We start from the raw sequence: 17625 nt of genomic DNA, 5'->3' as shown, positions 1-17625 counted from the left end.
GCGCCCTAATGTCCGGAGTCCGAGCCACACTTTTCCTGGTGGCTGCGATCATCGTCGCGACGGTGCTCGCTTACCTGCCGGGCCTCAATGGCCCCTTCCTGTTCGACGATTGGGCCAGTCTTCCCGCGTTGGGTGCGAGTGGGCCGATCAGCGACATAGGCAGCTTTATTCGCTACGTCACCTCGGGGACGGCCGACCCCACGGGACGTCCGCTAGCCCTGGTCAGTTTTGCCCTGAACGCGCGCGACTGGCCCGCTGCCCCCCTTCCTTTCAAGCTCACCAATCTCGCGATCCACCTCGCCAACGCGTTATTGCTGGGCTGCCTCCTCACACTCCTCGGGAAACGCTACGGACTACCTGGCTCCCGCTCGCGTGCGGCCGCCTGGTTCGCAGCGGCCTTGTGGGCCCTGCATCCATTTCTCGTGTCGACGGTGTTGTACGTCGTTCAACGCGAAGCGATGCTCGCGAGTACCTTCGCCTTCCTCGCGCTGATCGCCTGGCTCGTAGCGCGTGATGCGTTCGCCCGAGAGTCTCCACGCGCCGCAGCATGGCTCTATCTGGGCGCAGGCGGCGCCACCGTGCTCGCCATCCTGTGCAAGGCAAACGGCGTCGTTATCCCTTTGCTCATCCTGGCGATCGAAGTGACGCTGCCGCCGCTTGAGCAGCGGACCGCCGAACGCTACGCCCGACATGTGCGCCTGGCTCTCGTGCTGCCGAGCGCGTTGCTATTGACCGTGCTTGCGTGGTTGGCGGTATCCAACATCGGCGCGCCACCACTACCCGCCCGCGGTTGGACCATCGGTCAGCGCCTGATTTCTGAGCCTGCCATCCTCTTCGACTACCTCGCGAGGCTGTGGTTACTGCGGCCGGCTGGCGGTGCGTTCTTCCACGACCAGCTCGCTCCGGCAAACTCCCTCATCGATCCCTGGTATGCCTGGCTGCCTCCACTGGCATGGATTGTTCTCTTCGGGACAGCAATCGCCGTTCGTCGTCGCTATCCCTCGGTTGCAGTCGCGGCCCTCTTCTTCCTCGCCGGCCATGTACTGGAATCGACATCGGTCCCGCTGGAACTCTATTTCGAACACCGAAACTATCTTCCCGCTGCGCTGATGTTCTGGCCCTTGTCCGTGGCTATCGTCTCGTCGCGCTATGCGTGGCTACGACGCGGTCTACCCTTAATCCTCCTGGCCGGCCTCTTTCTCCTGACCCGGTCGCAGGCCGCACTTTGGGGAGACCAACTGTCGCAAGCGACCGTATGGGCGGATCTGCAGCCCGAATCGCCTCGCGCCCAGGCCAATGCAGCCCGCACCGAATACTCGCGCGGACTCTTACGAGCCGCTCGAAAGCGGATTGACAAAGCCAGCATTCAGTTCGCGGCTGAGCCGCAGGTCGCTATCAACCTTATCGACATCCATTGCGCGACGGGTGGCGTCGCCACGCCTGATCTGCGCTACGCCGCTCGTGCCTTCGCGATAGCACCGCGCGATCCGGGGGGCCTTCTTACCGGGTGGTTCCAATGGCGCATCGACAGCCTTTCCAGTTCACCGTGCCCGGGACTGAACGAGGTTGCCCTGCGCGACCTTGTCGATGCCACGGCGAGCAACCCTCGCGTCGCAGCCTTGCCCGGCCGCCGGCAGGACATTGCGCACCTGCGTGGCAGCATGGCGCTACGCGCAGGCGAGCCCGCCCAGGCGCAGACGTTGTTTGCACAAGCGCTCGCCGAGGAGCCGACCGCCAAAGTCGCCTTGAATGAAGCGGCCCTCCTGGGTAGCGCCGGGTACCCAGACCGGGGATTACGGCATCTCGCGCTGTTCGAAACGCTTCCTGCCAAGCCGGCCGCTTCACCCATGGACGGCATGGCATGGATCCACGCACTAATCCTGCGACAAGAACGGTATTGGCCCAATGAGATCGAACACCTTCGAGGTGCTTTGACGGAACAGGCACGGAAGCAGGATGAGAAGGGTTCCGTGCCACAGTTGACCACCCCGCATGAGTAGCGCTGTTGTCGCCGCGAATTGCCGGTTAAAGTGGCGCGCATGAACGACATTCCCCTCGAAACTGCCGATTCCCGACAAGTCATCGTCAGCGGCGCCACGGGCTTCGTTGGTCGCCATCTGGTGCCGCTTCTCGTCGCGAACGGCTGTGACGTCATCGCCATGGGTCGCGACAAGGACAAGGCGCGCGACCTCGACGGATTCGACGGCGTCCGGTTCGTGCCGATGGAACTGAGACAAGGCGCAGGCGATTTTCGGCCTCGCCCTGGCGCCCTCTTGATCCATCTGGCGTGGCCCGGTTTGCCCAACTACCGATCGCTGTTCCACCTGGAGGAGAACCTTCCATGGAGCTACGCTTTCATCAAGCAGATGGTTGGGCTTGGCGTGAACCAGGTCCTTGTGGCGGGAACCTGTTTCGAATACGGCATGCAGAGCGGCCGGCTTGCCGCCACGACTGAGCCGCGCCCCTCCAATCCGTATGGCATGGCCAAGGATATGCTGCGACGTCAGCTTGGCTTTCTTCGCGACGAGCTGCCTTTCACCCTGCAGTGGGCACGCCTGTTCTACATGCACGGCAAGGGACAGGACACCCGCTCGATTCTGGCGCAGCTGGACGCGGCTATCGACCGCGGCGACGCGACGTTCAACATGAGCGGCGGCGAGCAGCTGCGCGACTACCTTGCCGTTGAAGATGTCGCCCGGCAACTTCAAACCATCGTCCACACCAGGGACGATGGCGTGTTCAATATCTGTAGCGGCCAACCTGTTTCGATCCGGCGGCTGGTTGAGCAACATATCGCGGCGCGCCATGCATCGATCACGATGAATCTCGGCCACTACCCTTATCCCGACTATGAGCCGCTCGCATTCTGGGGCGAGCCCTCCCTGTCGTAGTCTCAAGGTTGCTCATGACATTCCGCTTCGTAGCTGGCCTCAGGTCACGCCCATGGTTCTGGCTGCTGGCCGCATTACTCGGGACTGCGGCGGCATATGCGCCGGGCATATCGGGAAGCTTCCTCTTCGACGACTTTCCCAACATCGTCGACAACGAGGGGGTTCATGTAACAACCTGGTCGGTTCCTGCGCTTCTAAACGCCGCATTGTCGTCACCGTCGAGCGAATTCAAGCGTCCCCTCGCCTCGCTCAGTTTCGCGATGAACTACCTTATCAGCGGCGCGGATCCGGCGGCCATGAAGGCGACGAACATCGTCATCCACCTGCTGAACGGGATAGCGGCCTTCGCATTGCTACGCCTGTTGTCCGCCGGAGCGACGAGAGAGCCCCGTCGCCGGGACGAAGCGCTAGCCGCCATGGCGGCAGCCCTGTGGCTCGTGATGCCGATCAATGTCACGGCCGTGCTCTACGTGGTCCAGCGCATGGAGAGTCTCGCCAACCTCTTCGTCCTTCTGGCATTGCTCGGTTACGTCGCCGGTCGACGCGACATGCTGCTGCGAGGGCGCAGCATCGCCGTTGCGGCGACCAGCATCGTACTGGGATCGGCGTTTGGCCTTCTCTGCAAAGAGACAGCCATCCTCACGCCGTTGTACGCCGCGATCATCGAAGTGATTGTCTTCCGAGGGCAAGGTCATGCTCGCCAGGACGGTTCGGTGCGCACCAGTCGCTCCGTCATCACCTTCTTCTTGCTTGTGCTGGTGCTGCCCTTCATCGCCGGCTCGATCATGGTCGTTCCGTCGCTGTTTACCCATGCGACATGGGCACCGCGCAGCTTCACCATGCCGGAGCGACTCCTCAGCGAATGCCGCATTGTCGTCGACTACATTGCGTGGACGCTGCTTCCGACGCCGCCAAACCTCTCCTTCTATCACGACGATTTCATCGTCTCCACGGGGTGGTTGCAGCCGTGGACCACGCTGGTCTCCGCGCTCGCGCTCGCCGCGCTGGCAATGACTGCGTGGCTGCTTCGAAAGCGGAAGCCGCTCGTGGCGCTCGGCATCGCCTTGTTCTTTGCTTGTCATACCTTGACGGCCACCATCATTCCGCTCGAACTGATTTACGAACACCGTAATTATTTCTCGAGTCTTGGACTGGCGCTGGCACTCGTTACCCTCGCACGCGCCGACGACGCGACCGGCATTCAGTCGCCCAGGCGCCGGGCGACCATCCTGGGGCTCGCCGTCCTCGGCGCTTACTATCTCGGCATGACGGCTTTTACGGCGACGCGCTGGGCCAATCCCTTGTCGCTCGCTCAGGAACTCGCCATTCGAGCACCGGACTCGCCGCGTGCGCAATACGAGCTCGGTCGCACCTATGTCATCGCGTCCGGCTACCGGCCAACGTCCCCGTTCGTGCAGCCGGCGTACGCTGCCCTGGAGAAAGCCGCGGCGCTGCCCCGATCGTCCACGCTGGCGGAGCAGGCCCTGATCTTCTTCGCGGCGAAACTGCATCAGCCCATCAAGGACGCGTGGTGGGCGAGCATGGAAGCCAAGCTGCGGACTGGCCCGGTAAGCATCGAGGACGAGAGCGCCATCATGTCGCTGGCAACCTGCGCACTTCAGCAAGGTTGCGATTTGCCATTCAATAAACTACTCGACGTGTACCAGGCGGCGCTGTCCCACCCCGCGCCGCATTCTCGACTGCTGGCGGCGTACGCCGACTTCGCATGGAGTGGCCTCGACGACCACACGCTCGGCTACGCAATGATCAGGCTCGCCACTGAGAAAGAACCCGCCGAACCTGCTTACCACGTCACGACGCTCAGGTTCGCCCTGGCGATGGGCGATCGCAAGGTAGCGGACGACCAGATGGCGCGCCTTCGGTCGCTCAACGTCGGTGGCCGCCTGGATGCGACGATCGCACCCCTGCAAAAACAGATCGAGGCGGCGCGCGCCGCAAGCGCGGCCTCATCGCCCGCTTCCACCCGGTGATCAGCCCATGAACGTGTTCATGACAAGCACCTCGTATCCTGCAGACGGCGGGGACTGGCGAGGCGTCTTCATTCGCCACCTGGCGGGCGCGATCGGTCGCCGCGAAAACGTTTCGTTGCGTCTGTGGGCGCCACCGGGCGAACTGCCACCGCATGTTACCTATGCTGCCACGCCCGACGAAAAGGCATGGCTGCATGAACTGATGAAAGCCGGCGGCATATCACACCTCATGCGACAACAAGGCTGGCGTGCGCCATCCACGCCACTGAAGCTGCTGCACATGTTGTACCGCTGCTACCGGCGCGAGCCGGCGACTAATCTGTATCACGTCAACTGGCTTCAGTCGGCGCTTCCGTTGCCGGCTGACGGTAAGCCGGTCGTCATTTCAGTGCTCGGCAACGACCTGAACCTGCTGAGGCTTCCGCTGATGCGCACCCTGCTCCGGCGGATCATGCGAGGGCGTCAGGTCGCGCTCTGCCCGAACGCCGAATGGATGGTGCCTGTCCTCGAACGTGCCTTTGGCGACCTCGCGCGAGTCGTACCTGTGTCGTTCGGTATCGACGACCGCTGGTACGCGATCGAACGCGCACCGGCCGTTCCAGCCCGCTGGATGGCGGTCACCCGCCTCACCGCGAATAAGCTCGGGCCATTGTTCGACTGGTCCGAGCCAGTATTTCGTGGCAAGGCGCGCGAACTTCATCTTTTCGGCCCCATGCAAGAACAGATCGTGGTACCCGACTGGGTGCACTACCACGGCGCAGCCACCCCCGATGCACTCGCCTCGACGTGGTTCCCGCAAGCCCAGGGCCTGATCACGCTGAGCACCCACGCCGAAGGTCGGCCCCAGACGATGCTGGAGGCCATGGCCTCGGGCTTGCCGATCGTCGCTTCGGACATGCCCGCACACGCGAGCATCGTCGAACATGGTGTGACCGGCATGCTGTGCGACAACCGCGAGGGCTATGCTGAGGCCGTCGAACGGCTTGAAGCGACAGCGACGCAGGCCTCCATGTCGGGTCGTGCCCGCGACTGGGCTAAGCAGCGCTTCGGCAACTGGAACGATGCAGGCTCCCGCTACGCCTCCGTGTATGAGTCACTACTCGGGACATCGTCATGAATCAGTCGATCCTCGTCGTCGGCGCAGGCGGCTTTATCGGCCGGCATCTTGTACAGCGGCTCGCGGAAGACGGAAGTCAGGTCACCGCCATCACCCGGCGAGCTCTCGGCGTGTCCCACCCATCCATCCACTGGAGCGCCGAAGAGACACCGTCCGTGGATGCCTGGCGTTCGCTGCTGGAGTCCGTCGACACCGTGATCTACCTTGCCAGTGTATCCACGCCGGCAGGGTCCGCCGGGAGGCCCGTTGCAGAGGCTGTTAGCCTGATGCACTTGCTCACCTTGCTGGAAGCGATGCAGTCGCAACCACAAACGCAGCTCATTTACTTCTCGTCGGCGGGGTCGCTGTATGTCCCGGCGGGCAAGGCATCGACCGAAACCGACGTCACCGGTCCGCGTTCTTACCACGGTGCTAGCAAGACCGCGGCGGAAGCCTTCGTGGGTGCATGGTGTGCACAATTCGGTGGATCCGCGAGGGTGCTACGCCCGTCGAATGTCTACGGGCCAGGGCAGGTGACGAGTCGTGGTTTCGGCGTCATTCCAAACGTGTTCTGGCATATGCGACACGCGCACGCCATGGACGTCTGGGGCGATGGATCGCAGACCCGCGACTACATCCATGTCGACGACCTTGTCGAGCTGTGCGTCGCAGCCACCAAGGCGTCCTCCGTGCCTGGCATGGACGTCTTCAACGCGGCCAGTGGATGCAGCACCAGTCTCAACGAGCTATTCGCGATCATGGAAGACGTGGCCGGGCTCCCACTGTCGAGGGTCTACCACGAACCTCGCGCCGTGGATGCCATCCATGTCGCGGTCGACGTGAGTAAGGCGCAGGCGCGCTTCGGATGGTCGGCGCGGAAAAGCCTGCGCGAAGGTATCGAGGGGGCCTGGCGATGGTATCGCTCCACCGAGCCATAGATGGTCCGGCCGATCCAGCCTGCACGGTCTGCATCGCCAACTACAACGGCCGCGACCTGCTCGGCGATTGCATCGACTCGTTGCTCTCACAGACATTTGGCGGCGGCATTGAGATCGTCGTGCATGACGATGCATCGACCGATGACTCCGTCGCCTTCCTGCGCGAACGCTATCCCCAGGTAGCTGTGCTCGCGAGTGAGTCCAACGTGGGCTTTTGCATCGGCAACAACCGCATGGCGGAGGTTGCAAATGCTCCCTTCCTTTTGCTGCTGAACAACGACGCCGCCCTGCTGCCCGATGCCATCGAGGTATTGCTTGAAGCATCGACCATCCATGGCAAGGGCAGCGTCCTGACACTCCCGCAGTACGACTGGCAGGATGGCACGCTCATCGACCGGGGGTGCGCGCTCGACCCGTTCTACAACCCGATACCCAACGTGCGCGAGGGAACACGGGACGTCGCCATGACGATCGGCGCCTGCCTCTGGATCGCGCACGATACGTGGCACGAACTCGGGGGATTTCCGGAGTGGATGGAATCCATCGGTGAAGATCTGTACCTGTGTTGCCTTGCACGCCTGCACGGCGGCCATGTCATCGCCCTCGCGCAGAGCGGCTACCGGCACTGGCAGGGCAAGACCTTCGGCGGCAATCGCGTAACAGGCAACGCGCTCATCACGACGCTCAAGCGGCGCCGACTCAGCGAACGAAACAAAACGTTCGCCATGATCACGTGCACGCCCGGAATCATGGTCTGGCCCCTGCTGGCCCTGCACCTCGCACTACTCATGACCGAAGGTGTGCTGCTCGCCCTGCTTCGCCGTGACTGGCGGATCTTCGACGAGATCTATCTCAATGTCCCTCGACAGTTACGCGCGGAGTGGCGCCCCTTGATGTCGCATCGCGCTCGCAACATGAGCCTGAAGAAAGTCGGCCTCGGCCGCTACCTGTCAACGTTTGCTCCGTTGCCGCGAAAGCTGTCGATGCTGCTGCGCTACGGCGTGCCGCGCGTGCGCCACTGACCTAACCGCTGCCTCACCGCCGGGCTCGCGATACTGGCAGCCGCCAGCATGACGCAGCCTTCGAACGTCAGCATTGCCCAGCCGCCGACGCCCGCCGGGACCGGCAGGGACATCCAGCGCCAGCCTGCACCGACGACCGTGGCCGCCAACACCGGTGGCAAGACATCGTTGAGGTACCAGTGGCCAAGTTCACCGCGCAACAGGCGACGGTGCATCAGGGGAACTGCGACCAGCACATATCCCGCATTGAGACAAAGCCAGATCCACGCTGCCGCCATGCCCCCGTACACAGGAACCAGCAACGCCAGCGCGGGAACCACCAGGCATACCGCGACGAGGTTGACGCGGATGGTGAGCCGGGTCCAGCCCGCTGCCAACTGCAGAAAATACGGCAAAGTCATGATGCCGTTGAGCATGCTTCCTGTAGCCAGCACGGCCACGAGGCCGACCACACGATCCACGGTCACAGGGTCGTGCAACCACAGTTGCAATACAGGCCGCCCGAGCAGGACAAGAAAGGCGGTTGCCGTTCCGATCAGGACCGAGACCCCCTGGCTCGCTGTGTGATAGAGCACAGCCAGGCGCTCGTCATGGGACGCATGAAGCTGGATGAAGCGAGGGTAGAACGCTTGTGCGACGGGCGTGATCAACCCCAAGGGCGCCTGTGCAACCACCACGGCCAGTGCGTAATACCCGAACGCATCGAGAGGCAAGAGACGCGTGAGCAGGATCTTGTCGAGGTTGCCCAACACGATCGAGAGGCTGGCCACGACCATCGTGCCAGCGGCAAACCGCCAGGTTGCCCGCAGGGGCGCAAAGGAGAATCGCTGAGGACGCACGTTCTCGCTCAGCCCGAGATAGACCGCCACGCCGAACGCGACGACCGTGGCGGCCCCCGTAGCCAGTTGCCACAGGAAAAACGCGCGAACATCCGGTGCGATCCAGGCGACGACGACGAAGGCGCCACCATTACGCAGGGTGCCCGATACCGCAAGGATCGCATTGAGGACGACCTGACGCTGAAGACCGATGAGCGCACTGCGGTAGACGTTCTCGAGAATCCGCAGCCCGACAAGCAGCCCCATGACACGGAGCGCGAACGTGACATCGTCTTGCCGCAGACCGCGGGTGTCGAGCCAGTGCGATGCGAGCCACGGACTTGCCACGACGATGACGATCGCCACGACAATGCCCAGGACCGTCGCGACCAGCTCGGCCCCGCGCAGCAACATACGCGCCGCGGCGCCCTTCGGCTCCAATGCCCCCAACCTGGCAAGCTCGCGACTGACAGTCGGCGCCATGCCCAGGTCGAGCAACGCCATAAGGCCGAGCAACAACGTGAAAACACCGATCAGGCCGTAGCCCGCGGGACCGAGATGGTGGATGTACGCCGAAACGAAGGCGACATTCATCAGCGCGTTCCAGCCAGCGCCGACGTAATTCGCAACGATGTTCCGGCGCAGCCCCATGGATGCTACCCGCCTCGGGCGTCGAACACCGTAAGTGTGGGAATGGCGGTAACGAAGCGCCCGCCCCATTCATGGACGTAGTCGAGCTGCTGAACGAGTTCGCTACGCAGGTTCCAGGGCAACAGTACGATGTAATCCGGCTGTTCTTCGCGCAATGCATCCTCACCACGGATGGGAATGCGACTGCCCGGCATGTACTTATCCTGCTTGCTCGGATTGCGATCGACCACGAAGGCGATCAGATCCGGACGGACACCGGCGAAGTTCAGTAGCGTATTGCCCTTGGCTGCCGCGCCATAGGCAGCGACGCGCTTACCTTCGCGGCGAGCTTCGATCAGAAAGGCAAGAAAATCGTCCTTGACCGTTTCTGCCTGCCGCTGGAAGCGCTGGTAGAAACCAACCTGGTCCATACCGGCCTCGCGCTCCTTGTTCAGAGTGAGCGCCACACCTGGTCCTTCCGGACGGACGCCACTGTCGGCGCGCTGCGCGTAAACCCGCAGGCTGCCGCCATGAGTAGGGAGCGTCTCCACATCGAAGACTGCCAGGCCGTTGGCGGCAAAAATGCGAGCAACGGCCAGCAATGAAAGATAAGAATAGTGCTCGTGATAGATGGTATCGAACTGCCGCTCGCGTACGAGGTTGAGCAGGTGCGGGAACTCGAACGTCGCGACGCCATCGTCCGCAAGCAGCACAGCGAATCCACCGACGAAGTCGTTGATGTCGGGGACATGGGCCAGCACGTTGTTCGCCGCGGTGAGCGCGGCACGATGTCCACGTTGCACGAGGTCGCGAGCGAGGCCGACGCCGAAGAATGCCTCGACGATGTCCAACCCACGAGCGCGCGCACTCGCTGCGGTGCTCGCCGTCGGCTCGACGCCGAGGCTGGGAATGCCGCGATCGTGAAAGCAACCTAACAAGGACCCATCGTTCGCTGCGACTTCCACGACGAGGGATTCGCCACCCAACCCGAAGCGCTCGACCATGGCCGCGGCATAGGTTTCGCAGTGTGCGAGCCAGCTTGTCGAGAAGCCGCTGAAATAGGCGTACTCCGCATCAAACAATTCGTCTGCCTGGGCAAAGTCCTCGGTCTGCACGAGCCAGCAGTGCGTGCAGACGAGCACGTTCAGCGGGTACCACTTCTCGGGTGCAGCCAGGCCCTGACGGGTGAGGTATGCGTTGGACGGAGGAGCGCTACCCAGATCGATCAGCTGCTCGGTGAGTGCTTGCCCGCAATGCCTGCATTTCATACAGCCACCCCCTGGAAATCTGCATCGAGAAGACGGTGATTCGTGTCACGCTCCGAAATCAACGCGATCTCAAGCGGCCAATCGATGGCGAGCCACGGGTCCAATGGCCCCACGCCATCCTCTGCCCCCGCGCGATAAGACTGGCTGTGCACGTAGATCAGTTCGCTGTTCGCCTCAAGGCTCTGGAAGCCATGCGCGAAACCTTCCGGGATACGCATCGCGCGCCAGTTCCGTTCACTGAGTACCTCGGCATGCCAGTGCAGGAAAGTCGGCGAACCTTCGCGAAGATCCACCGCGACATCAAACACGCTGCCGTGAGTGCAATGCACGAGCTTTACCTCAGCGAACGGCGGTCGCTGGAAATGCATGCCACGGACCGTACCCGCCTGTGCAGTCAGCGTACGGTTGACCTGAGCCACCCGGGCGAACGGCAGGAGGTCTCCTTCGCCGTCCGCGTCGTAGATACGCTCGAGGAAGCCCCGGGCGTCGCCCATTCGCACCCTCTCGAAGACGTGCAGGCCTGGGAGCGGTTCGTGGACGTGGATGAAACGGTCGCTCATGACGCTGTCGATTCCAGATAGGCCGCGATCTGTTCGCGGCTGAATGTTTGCATGTCTCCGCCGGCCAGCCAGTGCTTCTGCCAGGAGACCGTTTCGCCGAGCGCGCGCTGGAGAGGCCATCGTGGCCGCCATGCCAGTTCGCGCACCGCGCGCGTGCTGTCGAGCGCGAGAAGCCCGGCCTCGTGGGGATGTGCGGTCACATTGTCAACGAGTACCTTCGCATCGGCGCCCCACAGCCGCGCCACCCGTTCTGCCACGTCACCGACCGCCGCCTGGTCGCTCTCGGGGGGCCCGAAGTTCCAGGCATGCGCGACTCCCTCGCCAGCGATCAGTGCCTGTGCGAGCATCAGGTAACCTGTAAGCGGTTCCAGCACGTGCTGCCAGGGCCTGGTGGCCATCGGGTAACGCAGGTGGACGGGAGCCCCCTCGGCAAATGCACGCATGCAGTCCGGTACGAGTCTGGCCGGCGCCCAGTCCCCCCCTCCGATGACGTTGCCCGCGCGCGCCGTGGCAACGCGAGCGGCCCCAGGATCACGGAAAAAGCTGTGACGATAGCTCGCAGTCACGATCTCCGCCGCAGCCTTACTGGCGCTGTAGGGATCGTCGCCGCCGAGCCGGTCGCCTTCCGCGAACGGCGTGCCGCGGCCATCGTTTTCATAGACCTTGTCGGTGGTGACAACGACGACGGCTCTCACCGAGGATATCGACCGAACCGACTCCAGCACGTGTGCCGTGCCCATAACGTTCGTCGCGAAGGTGCCGACCGGCTGTTTGTAGCTTTCCCGGACCAAGGGCTGGGCCGCCAGGTGCAATACCAGGTCGGGCACCGCGGCCTTCATGGCCGCGGCGACGCGGTCGCGATCGGCCAGATCGGCACGGGTGTCCGACGCCATCAACGCCTCGATGCCTGCGACGCCGAACATCGACGTCCCCGCATCGGGATCGAGCGCATAGCCGTGCACACGGGCACCGAGCCCCTCCAGCATGAGCACCAGCCAGCTGCCTTTGAACCCCGTATGCCCGGTGAGGAAGACTGACCGCCCTTCCCAGTCGCTTCGGTGCAGCGGGCTCACCACACTTTCCACGGCGCCTGCCCCGACGACCAGAGTTGCTCGAGCAAAGTGCGCTCGCGCAAGGTGTCCATCGCCTGCCAGAACCCGACGTGCTCGTAGGCGACCAGTTCGCCTGTTTTCGCCAGCGTGGATAGCGGCGCCGCTTCCCAGGTTGTGGTGTCATCGGCGATCAGATCCACGCACTTGGGTGACAGTACGAAAAACCCTCCGTTGATCCAGCTGCCGTCGCCGTCTGGCTTCTCGATGAAGCCTTCGACCCGATGGGCATCCAGACGGAGCGCACCGTAACGTCCGGGCGGGCGTACCGCCGTTATCGTAGCTAGCTTGCCCTGCTCGCGATGGAAGGCGATGGAAGCCCCGATATCGAGATCAGATACACCGTCACCGTAGGTGAAACAGAAAGCATCTTCACCCTCGAGATAGGGAGCAACGCGCTTAAGGCGTCCACCCGTCATGGTCGAGTCGCCGGTGTCGACGAGAGTGACGCGCCAGGGCTCCGCATGGCGCTCATGCACTTCCATCGTATTTCTTGCTATGTCGAACGTCACGTCAGACGAGTGCAGGAAGTAGTTGGCGAAGTATTCTTTGATCAAGTAGCCCTTGTACCCGCAGCAGATTACGAAGTCGTTGACTCCATGTGCCGAGTACATCTTCATGATGTGCCAGAGGATCGGCTTTCCGCCGATCTCGATCATGGGTTTCGGCCGCAGGTGGGTCTCTTCCGAGATCCGCGTCCCCAGGCCGCCTGCAAGAATGACCGCTTTCATGTACGTCCGAATCTCCGCTATTGATGTGACGATGGACGCGTAGCCCGGTCGCCCGCGCGCCGAACGCGCGACTTCGAATGCTTGCGCCACAGCGAAAGCAGCCACGGGAAGAACCGGATCACATGGGTCGCTGCGGCCGCTGACAGCGCGGCACGAAATATCGATCCAAAAGCTCGATCGATAGATGTATCGGCGCGAAGCGCCTTGAAACCGCCGCGATCGGCGGCGACCAATACACTCAGGCCGCGCTTGAACCATGCAACAACGAGGCAACGCCTGGTAAAGCGACCCTCCGCGAACAGGCGTCTGTAAAGCGCGTATTCGGCGATCGCGATTCGCGTGATGAGCTTCGCGTCAAATCCCTGCAGCGACGACGCGTTGTCCCCATCGTTGTTCCAGCTGCCCGACACGTAGCGGGAAATACCCACCGGATGGTTCGCGCACATCTCGGTGAGTATGAAGCCGTCGCCCGTGTTCCCCAATTCGGGATGGAAGTGGAACTCATCGCGGATGCCGGCCCTGAACAGGCAGTTGGTGATAATGGGATAATGCCCCAGGAGGCATTTCAATGTTCCCGCCCCTGCCGCGTATCTGCCCTCTGGCCAGTAGTCGAGCTGGCTACCCTGGACGACCCCATACCGTTTGGTGGGGGCGTCGCAGGCGACGAAACCCAGGTCAGGGTACGTCTCAAACCATCCCAGCGCCGTGGCAAGGAATCCAGGCTCATACGTATCGTCATCCGTGAGCATGCAAAAGTAGTCGCCCTCGACCAGCGCGGGAATCGCATTGAAGTTGGCGAGCATGCCAATGTTTTCCGCATGCCGGACATGCTTTACCCGCACGTCGCTCGCGATGAGTCGCTGCATCACCTCTGGCGTGTGATCGCTGGAATGGTTGTCCAGCACGATCACATCAAGCCCTGGCCAGCTCTGGCCGAGCACGCTCTTTACCGCCTTTTCCAGGCGGTCCGCGCGATTGTAGGTCGGGATGAAGACCTGCACGCGCGGCGAAGGCGTGGCATGGGTGACTCGCTCAGTCACGCTGCTTCACGTACATCAACGAGGTGATCTGCTCGGACACCAGGCCAATGAGAAACACGATGACCGAGGCGCTCCACATCAGCGTCGACATATTGGTCAGGCGTCCCTCGGTAAGGAACGTGTAGAGATAGTTCGCCAGGCCGAGCGCGAAGAAGACGAAACTGGCGGGCACGAACAGTTTCAACGGCGAATAGAGTGTCGCGATCTTGAAGATGATCAGCAGGAAACGGATGCCATCCTTCAAAGGCTTGATGTGACTCTTGCCAACGCGCTGGGCCGCCTTGATGGGTTCATAAGCTACGGCGTAGGCGCTGCGAAAGAACGCCATGGTGCTCGTGGTCGGATACGAAAAACCGTTAGGCAGCAGATGGATGAACTCGCGGAATCGCTCGGCGCGGGCAACACGGAAGCCCGACGTCAGGTCGGCGACAACGTGCCCCGTCATGCGGGTGGCCAGCCAGTTATAAAGCGTGTTGGCGAGGCCGCGGCCCACGCCAGCCTGGCTGTCCCAGTCGCGTGCCCCGACGACCATGTCATAGCCCTGATCGAGGCGACCGACGAGCCTGGAGATATCCTGCGGGTCGTGCTGGCCATCGCCATCCATGAAAACGAGGATGTCCCCCGTCGCTGCCCTCGCGCCGCGCTTGATCGCAGCACCGTTGCCCATCGAATACGGCGCTGACACGCAGGTCACCCCTGCGCCTGCGCAAGCCTCGCGCGTATCGTCGGTCGAGCCGTCATCCATGACGAGGATCTCGGCGTCGGGATGCAACGCGCGGACCCGCGGTAGCAGGTCGCGCAGGGCGGCCCCCTCGTTCTTCGCGGGGATGATAATACTTAGACGCTTCAACGATGACTCCCGATCAGGACACACACGAGACGATTCAAGTTCCTTTACTTACCCAGCCCCGCGCCTGCAGCGCCTTCGCCAACGCCAGTGTGAACCGGCGCTTGTCGCGAACGTCGAGGTGCGAGCCGTCCGGACAGGTGAAATCCCGGAGCGAGGGCTCGTCCGCGTAGTAGAGGCCTTTGCCTCCGGCCAGCGGCACGATACGGTCCCAGAATACCGCGCGCGGATAGATCACGTCGTCTGCCGCGCGCACTAGCCCTGACCGGGGGAACATGACAAAGATGACTTTTCCGCCACGCCCCTCGATCCGCTGCACCATCTGGGCGAGAAGTCCAGCATTCTCGGCGAGTTTCGCGGTAGACGCCTGGGGCAAACCGTGAATGCGGTCCTCCAGCGCCCGATCCACGGCGGCGTAGTCCGGCAGGGCGGGCAATCCCTCGATTCCAGCATTTCTCATGACCCGCTGGTAATAGAAGGCGGGCATGGGTACCCGTGAATAGTCAGCGTCCCGCGAACGGCCGGGCAAGGTCACGAGATATTGCGGCGTCGCTCTCGGGGCGAGCACCCGCGATACCAAGGCTGCGAAAGGCCCCGCCCCGTCGGCGTAGCTACGCAGGGCAGCTTGGCGCCAGGCTGCCAGTGCGGCCTCCATGCGTTGAAAATCGTACGTGGTGTCCGCGTGCTCGCGATGCCGCCAATACTCGACGTAGCGCATCGATGCATCCTGAAAGTCGGGATTGGGCACCCCTCCCTGGTAGTCCACGATGACCGTACCGGACACCCGATCGTCGGCTGCGAGATCCGCAAGTACGGATACATACGAGCTGCCATCGATGGCAAGTTGCACCGGCTGCTTTCCGGTCGCATCGGCAAGGGCCCCCAGGTCGATATCGAGTTGCGCGCGCGACGCACCCACCAATATGAGCGCATGGCTTCCGGCCTCGCTAGCGCGCTGGCGCTCCCGAGCCCACAGCGCCGGCGAGTCGACCACGGTCGCCCTGAAGCCGCGCGCGGCGAGCGCCCCCTCCAGCATTCCGACGACTAGCAGAAGGAGCGCGAGTCCCGTGCAAAAGGGCACGAGCCAGCGCCCTGCCGGAATCGTCCGCCGAAGCAGATGGATGTCAGAATTGGAAGTAGATGAACGCACGACTGTCGCCCCCCGAAGTCATGAACAGGCCGACCAGGCATGCCGCAGCGACCATGCCCCGCATGCCCTCTGACCAACGGGCAGCAGCTTCTTCTAACGATTGATCGCGTATACGCCACTGCCATGCGACCGCGAGCGCCATGACGAGAAGAGCCATCGCTTCGTCGAGCGAGGGCAACCCGGGCCGAAAGACAGACGTAAGCACGGCTACACCGGTAGCCATATCCGGCGCGCGGAAGGGAATCCATGCCAGGCAAACGAGCAGGAAGGTGACGACGGTGAGCACCGGTGCGGCGCCGGTGTCGTCGAACCATCCAGGCTTCATGCGGCGCAGGACGCGTTCCGCAACCAGAAAACTGCCATGCAGAGCCCCCCAGAGGACGAACATCCACGACGCGCCATGCCAAAGTCCGCCTAGGAGCATCGTCAGCATGAGGTTGCGGCAAGTGCGCCATTCGCCACCGCGATTGCCTCCCAGCGGTATGTAGAGGTAATCCCTGAGCCAGGTCGAAAGCGAAATATGCCACCGGCGCCAAAAATCCGAAAAGCCGCGCGCGGCATAGGGAAACCGAAAGTTATCGGGAAACGCAAAGCCGAAGCACATCGCCAGGCCAATCGCGCAAAGCGAGTAGCCACCGAAATCGAAGTAGATCTGCCCGGCAAAAGCGAAAACGCCAGCCAGCGCACCCGCGCCAGGGTGGGCACCCGGAGCCGCATAGACGATATCCGCCACAGGTGCGAGCAACGTGTCCGCAAGCACGCTCTTGCAGAAGAGTCCCATGGCGACAAGCATGAGGCCCCAGCCAATCTGTTCTCGCGTGGAATCGGTGGGTCGGGCAATCTGCGGAAGCAGCGCGCGGGCCCGAACGATCGGCCCTGCCACCAAATGCGGGAAAAACGCCACGAACAGCGCGTAGTCACGCAAAGGCGTGTCCGCCGCGATTTCCTTCCGGTAGACATCGATCGTGTAGGACAGCGATGCAAACGTATAGAAGGAAATGCCAACGGGCAGCACGACATCCCAAAGTGGCGGGTGGTATGCGACACCAGCCGCCGCCATGAGGACCTCAGCATTGGACAGCACGAAGCCGCCGTACTTGAAGAAAGCAAGGAGCGACAGGTTCGCGACAAGGCTGACGATCAGCAGCAGGCGCCGGCGGGAGGGGCGATCTTCACGCCAGATCAGACGCGCCAGCCACCAGTCGAGACAGGTCGAGGCTATCAGGATGAGAACGTAGGGCGGGTTCCATGCGGTATAGAACATGTAGCTCGCCACGAGAAGCAGCCACTTGCGGGCTTCCCAGCTACGAAGAAGTTTGAAAAGCAGAAAGACGGTGGCAAAAAACACCAGGAAAGTCAGAGAATTGAAGAGCACGCACGCGTCCTCGAATACAAACGTGCCGCCCAGTGGCTGGCCCCCGAAGTGCCCGGCAAACCTGCCCGGGCCGGCGCATCGTACCGGATTTCACGCAAGGTGCCGCCTTCTCGGGCAGCCTCACATCTTCCGGCGTGACCAAACCCACAATCTAGAGTA

15 protein-coding genes are annotated in these 17625 nt (G+C 62.7%); 6 read left to right on the top strand and 9 right to left on the bottom strand.

Going from position 1 to position 17625, the window contains the following annotated elements; genetic code table 11:
* Positions 1 to 8 precede the first annotated feature (8 nt).
* From HB634_RS05195 to HB634_RS05170, 6 genes are read left to right on the top strand one after another with little or no spacing between them, the layout of a single operon-like run.
* The gene (locus HB634_RS05195; RefSeq protein WP_213947824.1) at positions 9 to 2000 is read left to right on the top strand and encodes a tetratricopeptide repeat protein; all 1992 of its coding nucleotides are present in this window, start codon (positions 9 to 11) and stop codon (positions 1998 to 2000) included.
* A 39-nt stretch (positions 2001 to 2039) separates the two neighbouring features.
* The gene (locus tag HB634_RS05190; protein ID WP_063572587.1) at positions 2040 to 2891 is read left to right on the top strand and encodes an NAD(P)-dependent oxidoreductase; all 852 of its coding nucleotides are present in this window, start codon (positions 2040 to 2042) and stop codon (positions 2889 to 2891) included.
* 14 nt (positions 2892 to 2905) lie between these two features.
* Entirely contained in the window at positions 2906 to 4882 is a 1977-nt protein-coding gene (locus HB634_RS05185; protein WP_255548397.1) for a hypothetical protein, read from the top strand.
* Positions 4883 to 4901: 19 nt separating this feature from the next.
* Complete coding sequence (locus HB634_RS05180) at positions 4902 to 5999, top strand: glycosyltransferase family 4 protein (RefSeq protein ID WP_255548396.1); 1098 nt, start codon at positions 4902 to 4904, stop codon at positions 5997 to 5999.
* Positions 5996 to 6916: an NAD-dependent epimerase/dehydratase family protein gene (locus tag HB634_RS05175; protein ID WP_213947822.1), complete on the top strand. Its 921-nt coding sequence runs from the start codon at positions 5996 to 5998 to the stop codon at positions 6914 to 6916. Before HB634_RS05180 ends, HB634_RS05175 begins: the two co-directional genes overlap by 4 nt.
* Complete coding sequence (locus HB634_RS05170) at positions 6892 to 7938, top strand: glycosyltransferase (protein WP_255548395.1); 1047 nt, start codon at positions 6892 to 6894, stop codon at positions 7936 to 7938. The genes HB634_RS05175 and HB634_RS05170 overlap by 25 nt, the downstream gene beginning before the upstream one ends.
* Here the strand turns inward: HB634_RS05170 and HB634_RS05165 are convergent.
* From HB634_RS05165 to HB634_RS05125, 9 genes are all read right to left on the bottom strand, one after another.
* Complete coding sequence (locus tag HB634_RS05165; RefSeq protein ID WP_213947821.1) at positions 7911 to 9407, bottom strand: oligosaccharide flippase family protein; 1497 nt, start codon at positions 9405 to 9407, stop codon at positions 7911 to 7913. The two genes, HB634_RS05170 and HB634_RS05165, sit on opposite strands and share 28 nt — an antisense overlap.
* 5 nt (positions 9408 to 9412) lie before the next feature.
* Positions 9413 to 10654 carry a class I SAM-dependent methyltransferase gene (locus tag HB634_RS05160; protein WP_213947820.1) on the bottom strand — a complete coding sequence of 414 codons (1242 nt, stop codon included), beginning with the start codon at positions 10652 to 10654 and terminating at the stop codon, positions 9413 to 9415.
* Entirely contained in the window at positions 10651 to 11214 is a 564-nt protein-coding gene (locus HB634_RS05155) for a dTDP-4-dehydrorhamnose 3,5-epimerase family protein (protein ID WP_255548394.1), read from the bottom strand. The genes HB634_RS05160 and HB634_RS05155 overlap by 4 nt, the downstream gene beginning before the upstream one ends.
* Positions 11211 to 12287, bottom strand: coding sequence for a CDP-glucose 4,6-dehydratase (gene rfbG, locus HB634_RS05150; RefSeq protein ID WP_197478312.1), 1077 nt, complete (start codon positions 12285 to 12287; stop codon positions 11211 to 11213). Before rfbG ends, HB634_RS05155 begins: the two co-directional genes overlap by 4 nt.
* Positions 12284 to 13054, bottom strand: a complete 771-nt coding sequence (gene rfbF, locus HB634_RS05145; RefSeq protein ID WP_213947818.1) for a glucose-1-phosphate cytidylyltransferase — start codon at positions 13052 to 13054, stop codon at positions 12284 to 12286. Before rfbF ends, rfbG begins: the two co-directional genes overlap by 4 nt.
* A gap of 17 nt (positions 13055 to 13071) precedes the next feature.
* Positions 13072 to 14094: a glycosyltransferase family 2 protein gene (locus HB634_RS05140; RefSeq protein WP_082879091.1), complete on the bottom strand. Its 1023-nt coding sequence runs from the start codon at positions 14092 to 14094 to the stop codon at positions 13072 to 13074.
* Positions 14087 to 14944, bottom strand: a complete 858-nt coding sequence (locus HB634_RS05135; RefSeq protein ID WP_063572200.1) for a glycosyltransferase family 2 protein — start codon at positions 14942 to 14944, stop codon at positions 14087 to 14089. Before HB634_RS05135 ends, HB634_RS05140 begins: the two co-directional genes overlap by 8 nt.
* Before the next feature lie 34 nt (positions 14945 to 14978).
* On the bottom strand, positions 14979 to 15977 hold the full coding sequence (locus HB634_RS05130; RefSeq protein ID WP_213947817.1) for a hypothetical protein: 999 nt from the start codon (positions 15975 to 15977) through the stop codon (positions 14979 to 14981).
* 88 nt (positions 15978 to 16065) lie between these two features.
* Complete coding sequence (locus HB634_RS05125; RefSeq protein WP_213947816.1) at positions 16066 to 17466, bottom strand: MBOAT family O-acyltransferase; 1401 nt, start codon at positions 17464 to 17466, stop codon at positions 16066 to 16068.
* Positions 17467 to 17625 lie beyond the last annotated feature (159 nt).

This window comes from Luteibacter sp. dw_328 (genome assembly GCF_018449605.1).
Taxonomy (GTDB): Bacteria; Pseudomonadota; Gammaproteobacteria; order Xanthomonadales; family Rhodanobacteraceae; genus Luteibacter.
Note: the sequence above shows the minus strand (reverse complement) of the source record. Positions and strands in the feature narration are given on the sequence as shown.

Coding starts and splice junctions, on each gene's coding strand:
- HB634_RS05195 (WP_213947824.1), top strand. CDS start 9: ATGTCCGGAGTCCGAGCCACACTTTTCCTGGTGGCTGCGATCATCGTC.
- HB634_RS05190 (WP_063572587.1), top strand. CDS start 2,040: ATGAACGACATTCCCCTCGAAACTGCCGATTCCCGACAAGTCATCGTC.
- HB634_RS05185 (WP_255548397.1), top strand. CDS start 2,906: ATGACATTCCGCTTCGTAGCTGGCCTCAGGTCACGCCCATGGTTCTGG.
- HB634_RS05180 (WP_255548396.1), top strand. CDS start 4,902: ATGACAAGCACCTCGTATCCTGCAGACGGCGGGGACTGGCGAGGCGTC.
- HB634_RS05175 (WP_213947822.1), top strand. CDS start 5,996: ATGAATCAGTCGATCCTCGTCGTCGGCGCAGGCGGCTTTATCGGCCGG.
- HB634_RS05170 (WP_255548395.1), top strand. CDS start 6,892: ATGGTATCGCTCCACCGAGCCATAGATGGTCCGGCCGATCCAGCCTGC.
- HB634_RS05165 (WP_213947821.1), bottom strand. CDS start 9,407: ATGGGGCTGCGCCGGAACATCGTTGCGAATTACGTCGGCGCTGGCTGG.
- HB634_RS05160 (WP_213947820.1), bottom strand. CDS start 10,654: ATGAAATGCAGGCATTGCGGGCAAGCACTCACCGAGCAGCTGATCGAT.
- HB634_RS05155 (WP_255548394.1), bottom strand. CDS start 11,214: ATGAGCGACCGTTTCATCCACGTCCACGAACCGCTCCCAGGCCTGCAC.
- rfbF (WP_213947818.1), bottom strand. CDS start 13,054: ATGAAAGCGGTCATTCTTGCAGGCGGCCTGGGGACGCGGATCTCGGAA.
- HB634_RS05130 (WP_213947817.1), bottom strand. CDS start 15,977: ATGCTGGAGGGGGCGCTCGCCGCGCGCGGCTTCAGGGCGACCGTGGTC.